The organism is Peribacillus sp. NPDC094092 (assembly GCF_050279365.1).
In the GTDB taxonomy this organism is placed as follows: Bacteria; Bacillota; Bacilli; order Bacillales; family DSM-1321; genus Peribacillus.
In genome coordinates this window covers 17,748-37,071 of sequence record NZ_JBNNUC010000011.1, presented here as the reverse complement: position 1 = coordinate 37,071, position 19,324 = coordinate 17,748, and the positions used below count along the sequence as shown (strand labels likewise).

At 41.8% G+C, this 19,324-nt stretch carries 18 protein-coding genes and 2 tRNA genes; 18 read left to right on the top strand and 2 right to left on the bottom strand.

The window, feature by feature from the left end; genetic code table 11:
- Window positions 1-514 precede the first annotated feature (514 nt).
- From glmU to ACQKNS_RS26090, 18 genes are all read left to right on the top strand, one after another.
- Complete coding sequence (gene glmU, locus ACQKNS_RS26175) at window positions 515-1,888, top strand: bifunctional UDP-N-acetylglucosamine diphosphorylase/glucosamine-1-phosphate N-acetyltransferase GlmU (protein ID WP_427646121.1); 1,374 nt, start codon at window positions 515-517, stop codon at window positions 1,886-1,888.
- Window positions 1,889-1,903: 15 nt separating this feature from the next.
- Entirely contained in the window at window positions 1,904-2,857 is a 954-nt protein-coding gene (locus ACQKNS_RS26170) for a ribose-phosphate diphosphokinase (RefSeq protein ID WP_057276495.1), read from the top strand.
- A 310-nt stretch (window positions 2,858-3,167) separates the two neighbouring features.
- Window positions 3,168-4,148: a sulfonate ABC transporter substrate-binding protein gene (locus tag ACQKNS_RS26165; RefSeq protein ID WP_427646120.1), complete on the top strand. Its 981-nt coding sequence runs from the start codon at window positions 3,168-3,170 to the stop codon at window positions 4,146-4,148.
- Window positions 4,149-4,160: 12 nt separating this feature from the next.
- Window positions 4,161-5,333, top strand: a complete 1,173-nt coding sequence (ssuD, locus tag ACQKNS_RS26160) for an FMNH2-dependent alkanesulfonate monooxygenase (protein ID WP_427646119.1) — start codon at window positions 4,161-4,163, stop codon at window positions 5,331-5,333.
- Window positions 5,296-6,081 (top strand): aliphatic sulfonate ABC transporter permease SsuC, encoded by a 786-nt coding sequence (ssuC, locus tag ACQKNS_RS26155; RefSeq protein ID WP_427646118.1) that lies wholly within the window; start codon window positions 5,296-5,298, stop codon window positions 6,079-6,081. Before ssuD ends, ssuC begins: the two co-directional genes overlap by 38 nt.
- A 13-nt stretch (window positions 6,082-6,094) precedes the next feature.
- A complete protein-coding gene (locus tag ACQKNS_RS26150; protein ID WP_427646117.1) occupies window positions 6,095-6,847 on the top strand; it encodes an ATP-binding cassette domain-containing protein in 753 nt (250 codons plus the stop codon).
- 161 nt (window positions 6,848-7,008) lie between these two features.
- Window positions 7,009-7,647, top strand: a complete 639-nt coding sequence (locus tag ACQKNS_RS26145; protein WP_427646116.1) for a 50S ribosomal protein L25/general stress protein Ctc — start codon at window positions 7,009-7,011, stop codon at window positions 7,645-7,647.
- 263 nt (window positions 7,648-7,910) lie between these two features.
- Window positions 7,911-8,471: an aminoacyl-tRNA hydrolase gene (pth, locus tag ACQKNS_RS26140; RefSeq protein ID WP_427646115.1), complete on the top strand. Its 561-nt coding sequence runs from the start codon at window positions 7,911-7,913 to the stop codon at window positions 8,469-8,471.
- Between the two features lie 105 nt (window positions 8,472-8,576).
- Window positions 8,577-8,807: an anti-sigma-F factor Fin family protein gene (locus ACQKNS_RS26135; RefSeq protein ID WP_034316319.1), complete on the top strand. Its 231-nt coding sequence runs from the start codon at window positions 8,577-8,579 to the stop codon at window positions 8,805-8,807.
- A gap of 169 nt (window positions 8,808-8,976) precedes the next feature.
- The gene (mfd, locus tag ACQKNS_RS26130) at window positions 8,977-12,513 is read left to right on the top strand and encodes a transcription-repair coupling factor (protein ID WP_427646114.1); all 3,537 of its coding nucleotides are present in this window, start codon (window positions 8,977-8,979) and stop codon (window positions 12,511-12,513) included.
- Window positions 12,514-12,701: 188 nt separating this feature from the next.
- Window positions 12,702-13,238: a stage V sporulation protein T gene (gene spoVT, locus ACQKNS_RS26125; protein WP_063235918.1), complete on the top strand. Its 537-nt coding sequence runs from the start codon at window positions 12,702-12,704 to the stop codon at window positions 13,236-13,238.
- 221 nt (window positions 13,239-13,459) lie between these two features.
- Complete coding sequence (locus tag ACQKNS_RS26120; RefSeq protein ID WP_427646113.1) at window positions 13,460-15,082, top strand: putative polysaccharide biosynthesis protein; 1,623 nt, start codon at window positions 13,460-13,462, stop codon at window positions 15,080-15,082.
- Window positions 15,075-16,547, top strand: coding sequence for a nucleoside triphosphate pyrophosphohydrolase (mazG, locus tag ACQKNS_RS26115; protein WP_427646112.1), 1,473 nt, complete (start codon window positions 15,075-15,077; stop codon window positions 16,545-16,547). Before ACQKNS_RS26120 ends, mazG begins: the two co-directional genes overlap by 8 nt.
- A 22-nt stretch (window positions 16,548-16,569) precedes the next feature.
- Window positions 16,570-16,833, top strand: a complete 264-nt coding sequence (locus tag ACQKNS_RS26110) for an RNA-binding S4 domain-containing protein (RefSeq protein ID WP_034316386.1) — start codon at window positions 16,570-16,572, stop codon at window positions 16,831-16,833.
- A 76-nt stretch (window positions 16,834-16,909) separates the two neighbouring features.
- Window positions 16,910-17,218 (top strand): sporulation protein YabP, encoded by a 309-nt coding sequence (gene yabP / locus ACQKNS_RS26105; RefSeq protein ID WP_034316308.1) that lies wholly within the window; start codon window positions 16,910-16,912, stop codon window positions 17,216-17,218.
- Window positions 17,215-17,847: a spore cortex biosynthesis protein YabQ gene (gene yabQ, locus ACQKNS_RS26100; RefSeq protein ID WP_427646111.1), complete on the top strand. Its 633-nt coding sequence runs from the start codon at window positions 17,215-17,217 to the stop codon at window positions 17,845-17,847. The genes yabP and yabQ overlap by 4 nt, the downstream gene beginning before the upstream one ends.
- Window positions 17,848-17,860: 13 nt before the next feature.
- Window positions 17,861-18,247, top strand: coding sequence for an FtsB family cell division protein (locus ACQKNS_RS26095; protein WP_427646110.1), 387 nt, complete (start codon window positions 17,861-17,863; stop codon window positions 18,245-18,247).
- A gap of 81 nt (window positions 18,248-18,328) precedes the next feature.
- Window positions 18,329-18,784 carry a S1 domain-containing RNA-binding protein gene (locus ACQKNS_RS26090; protein WP_101225920.1) on the top strand — a complete coding sequence of 152 codons (456 nt, stop codon included), beginning with the start codon at window positions 18,329-18,331 and terminating at the stop codon, window positions 18,782-18,784.
- 165 nt (window positions 18,785-18,949) lie between these two features.
- Here ACQKNS_RS26090 and ACQKNS_RS26085 read toward each other — a convergent pair.
- Window positions 18,950-19,021 (bottom strand) — tRNA-Glu (locus ACQKNS_RS26085).
- A 20-nt stretch (window positions 19,022-19,041) separates the two neighbouring features.
- Window positions 19,042-19,115, bottom strand: a tRNA-Met gene (locus ACQKNS_RS26080).
- Between the last annotated feature and the right edge of the window lie 209 nt (window positions 19,116-19,324).

Here is a 19,324-nt window from a genome sequence, read left to right as displayed (position 1 = left end):
CTTATCATGCATGAATTTGCTTTAATTATAAAAAATGTAAAATTAAGGTGATGTCTTCAAAATTTAAGTACCCATCCTTATTATTTTTAAACCTTTTTGTTCATGCTGAAATTGAAATTCCTGTAAGCGGGATTTGATCCATTTAATGAGCAAAAGCTGAATTGAATCGATAATCTGATTTTGGAATGGAAGTGAACAAACGGTGCGGTACTTCCAGATGGCTTGTACATAGGTCTAGCGCGATCATGGCAAGGTTTTGGGATAAAGGGGGCTTGCTGGTGGCATACAGGGGTAGAGACGTGGTTTCTGTACGATGCCATTAATGAAAATGACATCGGCCATGAATTAAAATAATGCTAAAAGGTTCATTAATAACTTCAGTAGGCTATCGGAAATCGAACTTTTTTTACCTAATTGGTTGACAATTATATGTACTTTTAATTGTTACCTTGAAAAGAATCACTATTTGAGATAATATTTTTAGTGGATAAAAAGGTGAAAATGGAGGCCTGTTATGAGTAATCGCTATGCAATAATATTGGCCGCTGGGCAAGGTACTAGGATGAAATCTAAGCTTTATAAGGTTTTGCACCCTGTTTGCGGGAAACCAATGGTACAACATGTTATCGATCAAGTCAATCAACTTCAAATAGAAGATATTGTAACAGTCATCGGCCATGGTGCTGAAAAAGTACAAGAACAACTTGGTGATTCATGCAAGTATGCCTTACAAGAACAGCAATTAGGTACGGCACATGCTGTAATGCAAGCGGAAAGCGCTTTATCCGTAAAAAGTGGAACGACCCTTGTTATTTGCGGTGATACGCCTCTGATTAAAGCGGAAACGATGAAAGAGCTTATAGCATTGCATGAGCAAAGTCAGGCGAAAGCAACAATCTTAACAGCATATGCAGATAACCCTGCTGGTTATGGAAGGGTCCTTCGCGGTGAAGGCGGTCTTGTAGAAAAAATCGTCGAGCATAAGGATGCGACTGATGAAGAAAGATATGTTAAGGAAATAAATACCGGTACATATTGCTTCGATAACCAAGCATTATTTAGCGCGCTGAAAAAAGTTTCAAATGAAAATGTCCAGGGAGAATATTACCTACCGGATGTCATTGAAATCTTAAAGGAGGAAGGCGAAGTGGTGACGGCCTTCCAATCCAGTGATTTCGAGGAGACGTTGGGTGTAAATGACCGGGTTGCTTTATCGCAGGCGGAGCAAATTTTGCGGAAACGCATCAATGAAACGCATATGAGGAATGGTGTAACGCTCATCGATCCTCTAGCTACGTACATTGAAGCGGACGTGCAAATCGGCCAGGATACAGTCATTAACCCTGGGTCATTCATTAAAGGAAAAAGTATTATCGGGCAGGATTGCTTGATCGGCCCGAATACGGAGATCAGTAATTGTGAAATTGGTGATGGAACGGAAGTCCTCCAATCGGTTGTACACGAAAGCAACATTGGAAGTTTTGTTAAAATCGGTCCATTCGCACATGTCAGACCTCAATCAGATATTAAGGATTCCGTTAAGATCGGTAATTTTGTCGAAATTAAAAAGACCGTTTTTGGCGAAGGAAGCAAGGCCTCTCACTTGAGTTATATTGGAGATGCAGAGGTTGGGGAGAATGTTAATATAGGCTGCGGATCTATTACCGTGAATTACGACGGGAAAAATAAACATTTGACGAAGATTGAAGACAATGTCTTCATAGGCTGCAATTCTAATCTGGTTGCACCTGTGACGGTAGGAGAAGGGGCATATGTAGCTGCTGGGTCAACCATCACGCAGGATGTACCGCAGGAAGCCCTATCCGTTGCCCGGGCTCGTCAAGTTAACAAAGAAGATTATGTAAAGAATTTGAAATTTAATAAATAACCGACGGAGGTCATCATGTCAAATCAGTATTTAGATCCTAATTTAAAAGTATTCTCTTTAAATTCAAACTTCGATTTAGCTCAGGAAATTGCTGCTGCAATCGGTGTTGAACTTGGAAAATGTAGCGTAACAAGTTTCAGTGACGGAGAAGTTCAGATTAATATTGAAGAAAGTATTCGTGGTTGTGACGTTTACGTAATCCAATCAACAAGCCAACCAGTCAATGAAAATTTAATGGAACTTTTAATTATGATCGATGCTCTTAAACGTGCTTCAGCTAAAACGATCAATATTGTCATGCCGTATTACGGTTATGCCCGACAAGATCGTAAAGCGCGTGCGCGTGAACCAATTACAGCTAAACTTGTTGCAAATCTTTTAGAAACGGCTGGTGCCCACCGTGTTATCACATTAGATCTTCATGCACCACAAATTCAAGGTTTCTTCGATATTCTGATCGATCACCTTGTTGCCGTTCCGATTCTAGCTGATTTCTTCAAGGAAAAAGATTTAAGTGATATCGTCATCGTTTCCCCAGATCATGGTGGTGTAACACGTGCCCGTAAAATGGCCGATCGCCTAAAAGCACCGATTGCGATTATCGATAAGCGCCGTCCAAGACCGAACGTGGCTGAAGTCATGAACATCATTGGTAATATTGAAGGGAAGACAGCAATACTGATTGATGACATCATCGATACTGCCGGGACTATTACACTAGCGGCCAATGCCCTTGTGGAGAATGGTGCTAAAGCAGTGTATGCTTGTTGTACACACCCAGTCCTTTCAGGCCCTGCCATCGAAAGGATTCAAAATTCAACGATCAAGGAATTGGTCGTGACTAACTCGATTGCCCTATCTGAAGATAAGAAAATCGATAAAATCACTGGACTTTCTGTAGCACCTTTGATTGCAGAGGCAATTATTCGCGTGCATGAGGAACAATCAGTCAGCACATTATTCGATTAATAAAAAATTAACCAAAACACGGCGGGCCTTCGGGCTCGCCGTATTTTGGTTTGGAATTTTCAAAAAACATTAAATTCTTAGTTGACAGATATGAATAGTAATAATAAAATAGCTATACAAATTCAAATCATAGTCATGGAATGAAAACCTGTACGAATGTAATTGCATAATGGTTAACGCCGATCGGACTACCGAAGGCTCCTTTTCACTTACCATTGAACATTAGGCATCTTTTTGCCCTATTGTCCCATTGGTGAAGAAAAGGAGCCTTTTATCTTTATATAAATAGTTTAAGAAGGGTGTGCAGAATATGGAGAAAAAACGAAAGATATGGCTGCTGTCCATCATCAGCATCTTCATGCTGATTGTGAGCGCATGCGGGCAGGAAAAGAACAGTTCCACAAGTGCTGATGCAAAAGAATCGGATAAGACCATCCGAATCGGTTATCAAAAATTCGGGACATTAAATATTTTAAAATCAAAAGGGGAGCTGGAAAAACATTTAAAGGAAGTGGGTTATACAGTCGATTGGACTGAATTCCCTGCCGGACCTCAACTGCTTGAAGCCTTGAATGTCGGCAGCATTGATTTCGGGCACACAGGGGAGGCACCGCCGATATTTGCACAAGCGGCCAATGCTCCGCTTGTCTATATTGCCAATCAGCCGGCAAACCCATCGGGAGAGGCCATAGTCGTACAAAAGGATTCGCCCATTAAAAATGTGAAAGATTTAAAAGGTAAGAAGGTTGGCTTGAATAAAGGTTCCAATGTTCATTACCTATTGGTCAAAGCGTTAGATGAAGCCGGTCTTACCCTTGATGACATTCAGCCTGTCTACTTGCCGCCGGCTGATGCGAGGGCCGCATTTGAAGGAAACCAAATCGATGCCTGGGTAATATGGGATCCGTTTTTATCAGCGGCGGAACTGGAACTTGAAACGAAAACGATTCAGGATGGAGAAGGATTGGTGGCGAATCGTGAATTCTTTTTGGCAACTGATTCATTTGCCGGGAACGAAGAGGCTTTGGAGATTATCAAAGAAGAACTGATAAAAGTTGATAAATGGATTGAAGAAAACCCAAGGGACGTAGCTGAGTTTCTATCTCCGGAAATTGGAATGCGTGTGGAGGCATTGGAAAAAACATTAAAAAGAAAAGAATACGGTCTTGAGGAGATTTCCAATGGCGTTTTGGATGATCAACAAAAGATTGCCGATACGTTCTACAATCTAAAATTAATCCCAAGCAAGATTAATGTTCTGGATGCATCTGCAGATGTTAAAAAAAATTAAGGGGGAAATAAAATGAAAGTATTTTGGTTTTTGCCATCACACGGGGAAAGTCGCTATTTAGGATCAACAAAGGGAGGGAGGCCAATCACGCTTCCTTATTTAAAACAAATAGCACAGGCAGTTGATCATTTGGGTTTTGAAGGGGCTTTGCTTCCGACGGGACGGTCTTGTGAGGATGCATGGGTAGTGGGATCTTCATTGATTTCAGCAACGGAAAGAATGAAATTTCTAGTTGCGGTACGACCGGGTTTAATGTCGCCAACCTTGGCTGCCAGGATGGCTTCGAGCTTCGACAGGCTGTCGAATGGACGTCTCTTGATCAATGTGGTAACTGGAGGGGACCCGGTCGAACTGGCAGGTGATGGCGTATTTCTGAATCATAAGGAACGATATGGGCAAACAGATGAATTTCTCGATATCTGGAGAAAGGAGATGTCCGGGGACAAAGTGGACTTTGAAGGGGAGCACCTAAAGGTCGAAGGCGGGGATATCCTGTTGCCACCTGTGCAAAAACCGTACCCACCGCTCTATTTCGGAGGTTCATCCGACCCGGCCATCGATATATCAGGAAAGCATATTGATGTGTACTTGACTTGGGGTGAGCCGCCGGTGCAAGTGGCTGAAAAAATTGAAAAGGTACGTAAAAAGGCAGCGGAATATGGACGTGAGGTCAGGTTTGGCATAAGGATGCATGTCATTGTAAGGGAAACGGAAGAAGAAGCTTGGCAGGCAGCGGATGAACTCATTAAATATGTGGATGACGAAATAATTGAAAATTCACAAAAAATATTTGAAAGGTTTGATTCAGTGGGCCAAAAGCGGATGTCGCAACTCCATAACGGAAACAGGGATTCGCTTGAAATCAGTCCTAATCTTTGGGCAGGTGTAGGTCTGGTGCGCGGAGGCGCCGGTACGGCACTAGTAGGGAGTGCAGAAAATGTTGCTGCCAGGATGAAGGAATATGAAGAGATTGGAATAGAATCCTTTGTATTATCTGGATACCCTCATCTTGAAGAAGCATACAGAGTTGCAGAATTATTATTCCCTTTACTCCCTGTTGAACAGCTGGGAAGTCCCGTTTCAAAAGCTACGAGCCCGTTTGGGGAAATACTGGCCAATGACCACTACCCAACAAAAGGAAGTGAAAATGAATATGCAGAAAAAATTAAGCAAAAAGTTCAATAGGTTCCAACTCATATCCTGGCTTGTACCCATTCTCCTTTTGGTAACTTGGCAGCTGCTGTCTTTGTGGGGGATTTTGTCGGATCGGATATTGCCTGCCCCGACTGAAGTGTTTCAAGTAGGTGTCGCTTTATTGGGGACAGGTGAGCTTATAGATTATATCGGCATCAGTGCCCAGCGTGCCTTCATTGGCTTTTTAATAGGTGGGATCATTGGTTTTGTACTAGGTTTATTAAATGGATTATCATCCATTGCGGAAACCTTATTCGATACCTCGCTTCAGATGTTGCGTAACATTCCGCATTTAGCTTTAATACCGCTGGTGATTCTATGGTTTGGCATCGAAGAAGAAGCGAAAATCTTTCTTGTCGCTTTAGGGGTTCTTTTTCCTATCTATCTAAATACATTTCATGGAGTGAAGTCGGTGGATAAGGGATTGATCGAAGCAGCGAGGGTTTATGGATTAAGCGGCTTTTCTTTATTCTGGAATGTTATTCTCCCTGCCGCCTTTCCATCCATTTTAGTGGGTATCCGCTTCTCTCTTGGAATCATGTGGGTCACATTAATTGTCGCAGAAACAATATCCGCTAATTCCGGAATTGGATATATGGCTATGAATGCCCGGGAGTTCATGAGGATGGATATTGTTGTTCTTAGTATTCTCTTATATGCCTTATTGGGAAAAATATCGGACGTTGCGGCGAAAATAATCGAAAAAAGATGCTTGAAGTGGCATCCATCATACCAATGAGGTGGTCATTACTATGAAAAATGAAAATTCATTGGAGTTGCAGGGTGTAAGAAAGGATTTCGGGGATTTTGAAGTATTAAAGGGGATGGACCTCACATTTAAAAAAGGGGAATTCGTAGCCATTGTCGGTAAGAGTGGATGTGGAAAGAGCACTTTGCTTCGTCTTGTGGCAGGACTGGAAAGGCCGACGGGCGGGCAGATACTGGTGAATGGAAAACCATTGAAAGGGTTGAATAAATCTTCACGGACGATGTTTCAGGATGGAAGGCTCTATCCTTGGAAAAAAATACTTGAAAATATTGGTGTAGGCTTGAAGGGGGATTGGAAGCCGAATGCCATGGAATTACTGGAGCAAGTTGGCCTTGCAGACCGGGCAAGTGATTGGCCGTCCGTTTTATCCGGGGGGCAAAAGCAAAGGGTTGCATTAGCAAGGGCACTGGTGAACCAACCTGACATTCTTCTCTTGGATGAGCCTTTAGGAGCATTGGATGCTTTGACGAGAATTGGCATGCAAAGGCTGATTGAAGATCTATGGAGGAAAAGGGACTTTACTGCCCTGCTTGTTACACATGATGTTGAAGAAGCCGTCATGCTAGCCGACCGTGTCATATTAATCGAAGAAGGCAAGGTCGTCATGAATAAGGAAATCAATCTGCCGAGACCACGGAAAAAGGATAGTATTCAATATTCATCACTAGCAGCGCAAATCCTTGACAGAGTGATGCAGGTTGAGGGGGAAATGGAAAAAAAGGCGATTCACGCTTGAATTAGAGAAAAAAGATTTTCTGGCGAATACCTATGTTTCCCATATGTTTATCCCCTTCTCGCTTCCTTCGGATTATAGGTTTCATGTTTAATGCTTCGCCATTTAGGGAATTGTTAAATATAGAGGAACTTGTAATTCATATTTAGGAAGGCGGAGGATGTATGAGTAATATATTAGCTGCAAAAGAACGTACGGATTCAAAACACTCTAATTTAAGGAATTTAAGGGAAAACGGCGAAATCCCTGCGATAGTATATGGCAATAAAAATGACAGTACGGCCATTTCAGTCAATAATATCGAGCTTCAAAAGACAATCAAGGAAATAGGCCGCAATGGAATCATTTCTTTGGAATTGGAAGGTGCAAGTTATAAAGTCATGCTCTCTGACTATCAAAAGGATCCAATAAAAAACTCCATTTATCATGCAGACTTTTTAATTGTAGATATGTCCGCTCAATTACAAGCGCAAGTTCGCATTAATCTTGTCGGTGTTTGTAAAGGCGTGAAGGACGGCGGTGTCCTTCAGCAGTCACTTCATGAAGTCACGGTTTCGGCTAAACCTAATGACATTCCTGACTCCATCGATGTTGATGTTACCGAACTCCAGGTAGGGGATACAATCTACATATCCGATATCCAAACGAATAAGCAAGTTACAATCGACAATGATGGTGAAGAAGTTGTTGCATCCGTTTTGGCTCCTCGTCAGGAAGAGGAAATAAGTACAGGTGAACAGCAAGATGGCGGTATCCCTGAAAATGAAGAAGGCAGGGAAACCAAGGCATCACCAGAGTCATGATGCCAGGATTAAACAAGTGAATCGTGATATAATAGGCGTAGCTCTTAACGGGTTACGTCTTTTCAATCTCTGGATGCAGCAATTTAAACCGGACCATTTTTTTTCACAATGGATTCCTTTAATTAGGATTTTTCCTAATTAGTTCTCCTGTCGCTTGCAGGCCAGCTTGAAATTAGGGTACTATTTTTCTAAGGTCAATGACCTTGGGAAAAACTTCGTCCCAGCGTAACTCCCTAAATAACCGTAATGACGGAGTGTGAATCATGAAAATTATTGTAGGGTTAGGGAACCCAGGTAAACAGTATGAAAAAACCCGGCATAACGTCGGATTTGAAGTAATAGATGAGTTATCCAAAAGATGGTCGATTCCGCTTGATCAAGCAAAACATAAGGGGATATATGGTACAGGAATGGTGAAGGGTGAAAAAGTTTTATTGCTTAAACCTTTAACCTACATGAATTTGTCAGGAGAATCCATTTCGGCTGTCATGCATTTCTTTAAGGTGGATATCGCGGATGTGGTCATTATATATGATGATCTTGATTTGCCTCCAGGGAAGCTTCGTCTTCGTCAAAAAGGTAGTGCAGGCGGTCATAATGGCATAAAATCTTCAATTGCCCATTTGGGTACGCAAGAATTCAATCGAATCAGGGTAGGCATTGGCCGCCCGATTGGCCGCATTCCGGTATCTGATTATGTATTGGGGCGTTTTTCGCCTGAAGAATGGGATCATGTCGGGGCAACGATCGAAAAAAGCGCAGCTTCTTGTGAAGCTTGGATGGAAAAGCCGTTTTTACAGGTCATGAACGAATATAACCAATAAGCAGAGAGTAGATATAAGTAAAGAATAATATCTTCCTGTTTCGCTGAATAAAACCCCTCTACTTTTGTACATACTAACACTATTACTTAAATAGGGGGTTACCAAATGGCTCTCCATTATCGATGCCGACATTGCGGAACTAAGCTGGGCTCAATCGAGGCACACTCACTGAGTACGGAGCAGTTAGGTTTTAATCAACTTACCGATGAAGAGCGACAAGAGATGATCGTTTATGATTCTGAAGGGGATATGCATGTAAGGGCGATATGTGAAGATTGCCATGAATCGCTGCAAAGAAACCCTGATTTATATGAAAACGATTATATTATTCATTAGCGGGAGAGGGCTTTGGACAAAATCCAAAGCATTTTTCCGTTTGTCTGGAATACCAAGGCGCATAAAAATGCCGTTATTAAATAGAATGCTTGGTGAAAAATGGCCAAGTTCAAATAAAAGGATTATAAATGGTTGGTTTTTCGCACGTTAAAGAGAGGGGGGAAAGAAAATGAATGGATTGCAGAACTTGTTCTCCAAACAAGATGATGTTCATTCGTTAATAGCCGGAATCGATGAAGGACTTAAGGAGCAAATCGTCTCTGGTCTTACAGGATCCTCGAGATCACTATTGCTGGCTTCCGTATATGAAAAGACGAATAGGCCTATTTTATTAGTAACCCATAATTTGTTGCAAGCACAAAAATTCCATGAGGACTTATCCAGTTTCATTCCCGAGGAAGAATTATATATATATCCAGCCAATGAATTGATTGCGGCTGATTTGAGTGTTGCCAGCCCGGAATTAAGGGCCCAACGTGTAGAGGCATTGAACTTTTGGGCGGAGGGAAAGAAAGGGATTGTCATCGCGCCGATTCCCGGGGTGCGTCGTGTGCTTCCTCCGAAGGATATTTGGAAGAGGCATCAGCTTATCTTTAAATTAGGGGAAGACATCGAGCTTGAACCAACGCTTAATAAATTCATTGCCATGGGGTATAACCGCTCTGAAATGGTTGCTTCCCCAGGTGAATTCAGTATCAGGGGCGGGATAATCGATATTTATCCGATCACCGAACCCAATCCAATACGAATTGAATTATTCGATACCGAAATAGATTCAATAAGGACCTTTTCAAGCGAAGATCAGCGATCCATCGAGAAACTCAAGAAAGTGACGATTGGCCCCGTCAGTGAGGCTTTGCTAGAGACGGAGCATATCGAAAGAATCATAACAAGGCTCGAGAGCGGATTAAGTAAAAGCTTGAAGAAACTTAAAGATGAGAAAACCAAAGAACAGCTGGTCCAAACGATCAGTTATGAACTAGAACAGCTAAAAATGGGGAATATACCCGACAAAATCTTTAAATACTTAAGTTTAGCGTATGAAGATCCAGCTAGTTTAATAGATTATTTACCGGTGAATGGTTTGGTTTTCTTGGATGAAATCAGTAGAATCCAGGAAATCAATGATTCTTTGGAAAAGGAAGAGGCTGGGTGGTACACGGATCTTTTAAGTCAGGGACAAATTATCCATGACATCAAATTGGCTCATCCCATGCAGGAATTAATAATGAAATCCAGCAGGCCGTTTGTATACCTTTCGTTGTTTTTACGGCATGTACCGCATACGAATCCTCAGAATATCCTGAATTTTGCCAGTAAACAAATGCAAAATTTCCATGGACAGATGAATGTGTTCAAAGCTGAACTGGAACGTTGGAAGAAAGGGAAATATACAGTCGTCATACTTGGACAGGATGAAGAACGAGTAAAAAAGCTGCATTCGGTTTTAGCCGATTATGATATAGAGGCAGCAGAACTGTTTAATGCGGACAGCATTCTTCCAGGTAAAGTACAGATTTTACGCGGCAGCCTGAATAGCGGCTTTGAATTACCTATGCAAAAGTTCAGTATCATTACGGAAACGGAATTGTTTAATAAGAAGTCAAAGAAATCAATACGGAGACAAAAACTATCGAACGCGGAGCGAATCAAGAGTTATTCCGAACTGAAGATCGGTGATTATGTCGTTCATGTTAACCACGGTATCGGTAAATACTTGGGCATTGAAACCCTTACGATAAATGGGGTCCATAAAGATTACCTGAATATTCGTTATCAAGCGGATGACAAATTGTATGTTCCTGTCGACCAAATTGACCTTGTCCAAAAATATGTCGGTTCTGAAGGAAAAGAACCGAAGCTTTATAAGCTAGGCGGAACGGAATGGAAACGTGTCAAAAGCAAGGTTCAATCATCCGTTGAGAACATTGCCGATGATTTAATCAAGTTATACGCAGAAAGGGAAGCGGCAAAGGGCTATGCCTTTTCACCTGATGGTGATATGCAGAGAGAATTCGAAACATCATTCGCTTATAACGAAACGGAAGATCAATTACGTTCCATAGTCGAAATCAAAAAGGATATGGAACGTGAACGGCCGATGGATCGTTTATTATGCGGCGATGTTGGATATGGGAAGACAGAGGTGGCGATCCGGGCGGCGTTTAAAGCCATAATGGATGGCAAGCAGGTTGCATTTCTTGTTCCGACCACAATCCTCGCCCAGCAGCATTATGAAACATTAAGGGAGCGTTTTCAGGATTATCCCATTTCGATCGGTCATATGAGCCGTTTCCGGACTAAAAAACAACAAAACGAGACGATTAAAGGATTGAAGGCCGGCACGGTGGATATTGTCGTTGGCACGCATAGGATTTTATCCAAAGACATCGTGTACCGTGATTTGGGATTGCTCATCATTGATGAAGAACAGCGCTTTGGCGTTACACATAAGGAAAAAATCAAACGGTTAAAAACGAATGTGGACGTACTGACTTTGACCGCGACGCCGATTCCGAGGACCCTTCATATGTCCATGTTGGGCGTGAGGGATCTGTCTGTAATCGAAACACCGCCTGAGAACCGGTTCCCGATCCAAACTTATGTCATGGAGTATAATGGCTCGTTGGTAACGGAAGCCATAGAACGGGAATTGGCCAGGGGCGGTCAGGTTTATTTCCTTTACAATCGGGTAGAGGATATAGCAAGAAAAGCAGAAGAAATTTCCATGCTGGTGCCCGATGCCCGTGTCACCTTTGCTCATGGGCAAATGACAGAGCAAGAACTGGAAGCCGTCATGTTCAGCTTTTTAGAAGGCGAATATGATGTTTTGGTGAGTACGACCATTATAGAGACGGGTGTTGATATCCCGAATGTCAACACGCTCATAGTGAATGAAGCGGATAGAATGGGACTTTCACAGCTCTATCAGCTGCGTGGCCGTGTAGGGCGATCCAACCGGGTGGCATATGCATTCTTCACTTATAGGAAAGATAAAGTGTTGACGGAAGTGGCAGAAAAACGTCTTCAATCCATCAAGGAATTTACAGAATTGGGTTCAGGGTTCAAAATCGCGATGCGTGATTTATCCATCAGGGGAGCTGGAAACATTCTAGGGGCTCAACAACATGGCTTCATCGACTCAGTTGGTTTTGATCTGTATTCACAAATGTTGAAAGAAGCTGTAGATGCGAAACGTAATGACCAGCCAGCCGAAGAAAAGAACACCCTGGAAATTGATGTTGAAGTGGATGCTTATATCCCTGATGCCTACATAATGGATGGACATCAGAAAATAGAAATGTATAAAAGGTTCAGAGGGATTGCTTCGCTTGAAGAAGTGGAAGAATTACAGGATGAAATGATCGATCGTTTCGGAGAATATCCAGAAGAAGTTTCCTATTTATTCATGATTGCCGAAATGAAGGTATATGCTGAAAAGGCCGGAATTGAAAGTATTAAACAATTAAAGCAGGAAATCAGCATTCTCCTTAGGGAGAAGGTCAGCAGCGATGTGGATGGACAAAAAGTGTTCGAGCTGGGATCGAAGTATGGCCGAATGGTGGGCTTCGGCATGGACGGCAATCGAATGAAGCTGGTCCTGCACATAAAAGGTGTAGAACAAAGCAAATGGCTTAATATCTTATTTGAGATGGCCAAGGGTTTACAGTATGTAAAAAAAGAGACGCAAGCCACTAAAAACTAAAATTGAATAATTGTCCTCGATAAGAAATTTTTTTAGGTACCATGGTAAAAAAATGCAACAAGAAGAAAAATTTTTTCAAAGTGCATAGAACTTACCATTAGAAAAATACTAAGTACAATAGCTGGTGATGATTTTGCTACAAAATGAGGATTTATCAAATCAATTAGATGAAAGTGAGGCAACATTAGATGAAAGCAACTGGTATCGTTCGCCGAATTGATGATTTAGGAAGAGTTGTCATCCCGAAAGAAATTCGCAGGACCCTCCGTATTCGTGAAGGAGACCCACTGGAGATATTTGTGGATAGAGATGGGGAAGTCATCTTAAAGAAATACTCTCCTATCAGTGAATTAGGCGATTTTGCAAGGGAATATGCAGAAGCACTTTATGATAGCCTTGGAAACCCAGTTATGATTTGTGACAGAGATACTTACATTGCAGTGGCAGGCGGCTCAAAAAAAGAATACTTAAATAAAAGCGTTAGTGAACTAGTGGAAAAAATCATGGAAGAAAGAAATCCTGTCCTCGAGTCTCCAAATGGACAAATTTCATTCGTTGATTCCAATGATGAAGAGGTCCAATCTTATACTGCAGCTCCGATCATTGCGAGTGGCGACCCGATCGGTGCCGTCTTGATTTTCTCTAAAGACAGCACCATTGGTGAAGTGGAACAGAAATCGGTTGAAACGGCAGCAAGTTTCCTAGCTAGACAAATGGAACAATAACCTTGGACATGCCATTATAATTTTTAAGGTGAAAAGGGCAGCAATCGCGCTGTCCTTTTTGTTCTTTCTAAAAGGCTGACCAGATGGGGCAGACATAGAGAGGAGAATATATACTTCGAAGTGAATATGGAAACTAATTAACAGTATGGGCTGGAATTGAAAAATAACCAGTCGAATTATGCTATAATAACTACCACATATGAGTGAAAAGGGGAAAAAGGATGGCTGAAAAGCCTAATAAAACATCAAATGAACTTTTTCGGGGCGCGCTGATTTTGAGCGCTGCAGCGATTATCGTAAAAGTATTGAGCGCGGCCTATCGCATACCATATCAGAACATTGCGGGTGACATCGGGTTTTATATCTATCAACAGGTTTATCCCTTCTACGGCGTTGCTTTTACATTATCAACACTCGGCTTTCCGGTAGTCATATCCAAACTTATTGCAGAACGGGAGTCTTCCAAAAATAACTTTGCAGTCAAGGACATTTTAGTGACTTCTTTCATCGTCTTAAGTTCGATAGGGGTCATGATGTTTGCTGCACTCTACCTTGGAGCTGATTGGATTGCGGGATGGATGAAGGATCCGCATTTAGCCGATCTGCTGAGAATCGTTGCCTATTCCTATTTATTAATGCCGATTTCATCTGTGTTAAGAGGCTATTTTCAAGGAATAAACGACATGCTGCCGACGGCAAGTTCGCAGGTCGCTGAACAATGCATCCGTGTGTTGACGATATTGGCTCTATCCACAATATTCGTATATCAAGGCTATTCTCATTATGTGGTCGGCAAGGGGGCGGTCCTCGGTTCGATAACCGGCGGCATAACTGGCCTGGTCCTGCTTATTGCCTTCGTCAGTGTAAGAGAAGAATGGAAGCTTTTTTTACGAATGAGCATCAAACCGGTAAATTTCATCAAAATTTCCAAAGCCCTGATTTTCCAAGGGTTGGCCTTTTGCATAACAGGGTTGATCCTTATCTTGTTTCAGTTTGTCGATTCGCTGCACCTGTATTCCCTATTGAGGGAAACGGGAATGGGGGAAAGGGAAGCCAAGGAATGGAAAGGGGTATATGATCGAGGACAACCGTTGCTTCAGCTGGGTACAGTCGTGGCTAATTCTTTTGCATTGGCGCTTGTACCTGTAATATCCGGATTCGTTCAGAGGAAAAGTGAACATGAACTATTGAATAAGATCAAATTGGCGCTTCGTGTAAGTGCGGCGATAGGACTTGCTGCCGCGATTGGGCTGGTGGTGACGATGAAGCCTGTCAACCATATGCTGTTCACGGACTCCAAAGGGACGATTACTTTAGCGATTTTCTCTTTATCGATTTTATTCACATCCCTCATAATGGCAGAAGCGGCAGTGATTCAAAGTCTAGGCCATTCGTTCATGCCGGTGATCATCACGATTGTGGGGGTTGGCAGCAAGTGGGCTTTGAACCTTGTTCTAGTGCCCCATTACAAGATCGCTGGGGCAGCCTCGGCAACAGTGATTGCGTTTATGATCATGACTGTATTATTTTATGTGGTATTGAGAGTACATATTAGAAAGACATTAATTGAAAAGAAGCACGTGTTAATAATCTTGAAGAGTACGGTTTACATGGGTACGGCGGTTGTTTTATTCAATAGTTTATTCGAATTGACGTTTTCGGGCGAGAGCCGGTTGTTAGCTACGATCCAAGCTTTGATAGGTGTAGGGATCGGTGCATCCATTTTTGTGATGACGGCCATTCGTGCAGGCTTATTCGGCGAAGAAGAACTTTCACTTATACCTGCCGGTTCGAAGCTAAAACGATTTATAAAAACGAATAGGAGTATGCGAAATCATGAATGAGATTACGATAATAGGCCTAGGTGCAGGGGATCTAGATCAGCTTCCACTAGGGATTTATAAAAAATTGATACAAACCGAACAATGTTTCGTCAGAACGATCGATCATCCGGTGATCGGTGATTTGAAAAAGGAAGGAATCAATTTCACGGCGTTTGATGGGATATATGAAAAGCACGACCAATTTGAAGCCGTATATGAAGAGATTGCCGGAACATTATTACAAGAGGCTTCAAACCGTTCCATACTATACGCAGTTCCGGGGCATCCCATGGTTGCGGAAAAAACGGTTCAGCTTTTGCTCGAAAAGGGTCCGTCTCTTGGAATAGCCATTAAGCTGGAAGGCGGGCAAAGTTTCCTTGATCCCTTGTTTCAGGCTGTTGGAATCGATCCGATTGAAGGGTTTCAGCTATTGGATGGAACAGCTCTATCACCAGACGATTTGCACATTTCCCAGCATATGATAATCGGACAGGTGTATGACGCATTCAGTGCATCCAATGTGAAGCTGACCTTAATGGAAAAGCTGCCGGATGATTACGAGGTATATATCGTTACAGCGGCAGGAAGCAGTCAGGAAAAAGTGACAAAATGCGCTCTCTTTGAACTCGACCGTCAGATGGAGTTAAGTAACTTGACAAGTGTTTATGTCCCTCCTGTTAGCGAAGAAGCTTTACGATATAGGGAGTTTTCTAAGCTGCGGCAGGTCATTGCAGAACTTAGAGGTCCTGGGGGATGTCCTTGGGATAAGAAACAAACTCATGAAAGCTTGAAGAAATATCTAATAGAAGAGGCATATGAGCTGATTGATTCCATCGATGAAGAGGACGATGAGGGCATGATTGGTGAACTTGGGGATGTCCTGCTTCAGGTGATGCTTCATGCACAAATCGGTGAAGATGAGGGCATGTTCACGATAGATGATGTGATTGAAGGCATTACGGCAAAAATGATTCGGCGCCACCCTCATGTATTCGGAGATGTTGAAGTGAACGGCGAGGAAGATGTATTAGTGAACTGGCAGAAAATCAAAGAAGGTGAAAAAGGGAGCGAAACAAAATCTCCGCAATCCATACTGGATGGTATTGAGAAATCGCTGCCAAACTTACTTCGGGCCGAAGAATATCAAAAAAGGGCTGCCAAGGTTGGATTTGACTGGGATGAGGTAGCCGAAGCCTGGAAAAAGGTCAAGGAAGAAGTGCAGGAATTGGAAGAGGAAATATTTAGCCCGAACAAGGATGTCGAAAGAATAATATCAGAGCTGGGCGACCTCTTTTTTGCGCTTGTCAACATTTCACGTTATCATGACATACAAGCGGAAGAAGCCGTTTACAAAGCAAACCAGAAATTCCACCAGCGTTTTACATATATAGAAGAGTGCATTCAAAGGGCAGGCAAAAAATTTGAGGATTATACATTGGAAGAACTGGATTCATATTGGGATGAAGCAAAAGATAAAGGACTTTAATAAAGGAGAGATTTGAATGTCGATGAGATTGGATAAATTCCTAAAAGTTTCAAGGTTGATCAAGCGACGCACACTTGCGAAGGAGGTTGCGGATAAAGGGAGAATCACGATTAACGGACAACAGGCCAAAGCAAGCTCGAATGTGAAAGATGGCGATGAGTTGACTGTAAGGTTCGGTCAAAAGCTTGTTACGGTACGTGTCGATAAAATTCAAGAAACGACGAAAAAAGAAGCGGCTGCAGATATGTATACCATCGTAAAGGAAGAAAAGCTAGCGGAGGAGTAAGGACAGGCTTGGTTCTAATTCCACTCTTACGGACATACACTTGTACAAAATCAGTGGTACTGTGAGGGATGAAAAAATGAGCCAATATATTGATCCGAATGCTGGATACACAAAGGGAACGACCCAAGAGCATGATGTAACGATGAAAGGCCGCCGTTTACTTGATATTACCGGTGTCAAACAAGTTGAGAGTTTCGATAATGAAGAATTCCTGCTCGAAACGTCAATGGGTTTCTTATCCATACGGGGCCAAAACCTGCAAATGAAGAATTTAGACGTTGATAAAGGCATCGTTTCCATTAAGGGAAAGATTTTCGACCTTGTTTATTTAGATGAGCAATCCGGGGAGAAAGCTAAAGGCTTCTTTGGCAAATTGTTCAAATGACCTTAACGATCCAATTTTATACGTTGCTTGCGATGATAGGCATGGGCAGTGGCTTTGGAGCTGCCCTGGATACGTATAGCCGGTTCCTGAATCGTTCAGAAAGGAAAAGGTGGGTTGTATTCATCCATGACTTCCTTTTCTGGATCATTCAGGGTCTCCTTATTTTTTATGTTTTGTTTTTAGTAAACGAGGGAGAGTTTCGCCTCTATTTATTTTTGGCCTTATTATGCGGTTTTTCAGCTTATCAAGCACTTTTCAAAGGTTTCTATCAACGTTTATTAGAGTTTTTGATAATACTTGTGATAAAATTGGCGAGATTTATAGCGAATTCGGTTCACATGCTGATATTTCTTCCGATAAAATGGGTATTAATATCTGTATTGGCCATCATCATCGGGATAGGTAAGTTCATTTTGGCATTATTAAAATGGACGGGGAAAATACTTCTCTTTATTTTGAATATATTCTGGAGACCATTAAAATGGATTTTGACTTATATGTGGAATTTATTGCCGGTTTTTGTTACGAAAAACGTCGGGAAGTTTTATAATAAGGGAAAAGGGATTTTATTGAAAATAAAGAATTCTATATATAGAACGCTAAATGGATGGAGAAATAAAAAGAAATGAGGAGCGATAAAAAATGAGTAGCCTGCGTAAAAGGAAAGTGGCAAAAATGGAAAATCCCTACGTCGCTCAACAAGAGAAAAAAGTACAAACCGTAGCAAAAAAGAAACGTGGTCTAATGCGTAGATTAACCCTTTACTCAATTTTCGCCGCTGTCTTTTTGATTTTTGCCATTTCCACCCTCATAACGCAAAATGTTGCATTGGATGAGAAAGTTAAACAAAAGCAAGAATTGAAGGGGAAGTTAGCTGAACTGAAAAAAGACGAGACCCTTCTTAAAGAAGAAATCGTAAAGCTTAATGACGACGACTATATAGCGAAAATAGCCAGACGGGATTATTTCTTATCTGAAAAAGGTGAGATCATTTTTACCCTTCCAAAAGGGAAGGAAGATAGTGACTAATATTGACACTGTTTTTTTACTTTCGTTATAATATAATGTGAAGAGATTTTTTTAACATTTCTAAGGAGGAACATTTTTTTTATGTCAATCGAAGTAGGCAGCAAGTTACAAGGTAAAGTAACAGGCATAACTAATTTTGGTGCATTTGTAGAGCTACCTCAAGGTTCAACCGGTCTTGTCCATATCAGTGAAGTGGCTGATAACTATGTCAAGGATATCAATGATCATTTAAAAGTGGGCGATACAGTCGAGGTGAAAGTCATCAACGTCAAAGATGGCAAGATTGGCTTGTCCATAAAAAAAGCGATAGACCGTCCTGAAGCTGAGCAAAAACCTGCATACACACCACGTCCGCGCCAAGGAAGAGGGAATGACAGCCGTTCCAAAGACTTCCGCTCTAAAGGTAATGGTTTCCAACCTAAAGAAAACTTTGAGCAAAAAATGGCTAAATTCTTAAAAGATAGCGAAGACCGCTTAACGACCCTTAAACGTAGCACCGAAACGAAACGGGGAGGTCGAGGAGGAAGACGCGGATAAAACTGCTGCTGAAAATAATAGTTTAGCAACTTTTCCTGTGAAATTATTCATAGTGTAGATAAAGGCAAGCTTGCTGGCTTGTCTTCTTTTAATTATCAATGACATACAAAAAGAGCCTCTGTACACTTACCGAAATAAGTGTGCAGAGGCTCTTTTGATATATGATGACCCGTACGGGATTCGAACCCGTGTTACCGCCGTGAAAGGGCGGTGTCTTAACCGCTTGACCAACGGGCCGTTATTTTCATAGAAAAAGATAGCGGCAGAGGGGATCGAACCCCCGACCTCACGGGTATGAACCGTACGCTCTAGCCAGCTGAGCTACGCCGCCATAATGGTAAGTGCTACTGAAGCACAAGTTATATCTTACAGTCGTGAAGAAAAAATGTCAACAAAAAAAATAAAGTTTGTCGGTTTCCATTTCCTGATTATTTATTCGTGTTATTTTCCGCAAAAATAACCTAAAAACTTTGCTTTTCTTCAAAGAAAAAAAGAACACCCGTTTCTGTATTGGAAAAAATGGTACAAAAACCTGTATAC